The sequence below is a fragment of the Streptomyces sp. NPDC059895 genome, assembly GCF_042731035.1.
Lineage (GTDB): Bacteria > Actinomycetota > Actinomycetes > Streptomycetales > Streptomycetaceae > Streptomyces.
Map to the genome: position 1 here is coordinate 1 of NZ_JBHWKO010000136.1, position 1,320 is coordinate 1,320.

Below are 1,320 nucleotides of genomic sequence, written 5' to 3' on the forward strand. Positions count from 1 at the left end.
AACCCAAAACCCCGCCGACCGACTCCAGAGCCGGCGCATCCGGCGTCCGCCGCACCTGCTCAGCAAGCAGATCCGGCAACGTCCCGGAAGGCACCTCGGCCGACACGTCCTGCCAGTCCCGGGTGACGCGGGCCAACCGCACCTCGTCCAGCAACCCGAGGCGGCCCAGAGGCATCTCCGTGTCCTTTGCGAACTGCTCCAACACCCTTACCAGCGCGGCCAGCACCTCCTCGGCCTGCGCCCGGTCGAACAAGTCCGGACGGTGATCCAGCTGCAACTCCATCCGCTCACCCGGCGCGACGATCAACCCCAGCGGATAGTGGCTGGCATCGTGGGGGATACCGCCCGGCCGGATGGTGAGGGCGTCAGGGCCGTCCGGCGCCGGCGCGGCCGAGTGTGGGTAGTTCTCATAGACGACGAGGGTGTCGAACTCCGCTCCGGCTCCGGCGAGTTGCCTGATCTCCGCCAGGCCGAGGTACTGGTGGCCCATGAGACCCACCTGACGTGCCTGCAGCCCGGACAGCAGACCGGCGACGGACAGCTCCCCGGACAGCTCGGCCCGCACCGGCAGCGTGTTGATGAACAGCCCGATCAGCGACTCCGCACCCGGCAGATCCGCGGGACGCCCGGCGACCGTCGTCCCGAACACCACATCCCGGCGCCCGGACAGCCGGGCCAGCACCAGGGCCCACGCCCCCTGCACCACCGTCGCCATGGTGAACCCGCGCTCCCGCGCCACCTTCTCCAACGCCCGTGTCAGCTCCGCACTGCACTCGGCGTGCACCGCCTCGGGCCGCAGCGGCACCCGCGCCGGATCCGCCGGCGCCACCAGGGTCGGCTCCTCCGCCCCCGCCAGCTCCGCACGCCACGCGGCATATGCCGCCTCCCGGTCCTGACGAGCGAGCCAGGCCAGGTAATCGCGGTAGGACCGGACCGCGGGCAGCGCCCTGGCATCCCCGCCCGCGGCATACGCCGCCGACAGCTCGTCGATCAGCACGGACAAGGACCAGCCGTCGACGACGCTGTGATGCGACGTCATGACGAGTCGGTGGCGCCGCTCGCCCAGGCGGAGCAGCAGCAGCCGCAGCAGCGGCCCCTGCCCGAGATCGAAGCCGGCCACCAGCTCGGCCTCGGACAACAGGGCCGCCTCCGACTCGGCCTCGGCCTCCGACAGACCGCTCAGGTCGACCTCCCGCCACGGGAGGTCCACCTCCCGCGCGACGAACTGCACCGCCTCACCCGAGGCCAGCCGATGGAACCCGGCGCGCAAGATCGCATGCCGCCCCAGCACCACATCCCACGACGCCCGCAGCCGACCGA

The 1,320-nt window shown here is 72.0% G+C and carries 1 protein-coding gene; it reads right to left on the reverse strand.

Annotation, left to right across the window (positions count from 1 at the left end; translation table 11 throughout):
* Positions 1-1,320: condensation domain-containing protein (locus ACFV9M_RS42030; protein WP_385079930.1), on the reverse strand; the 1,320-nt coding region annotated here is incomplete at both ends.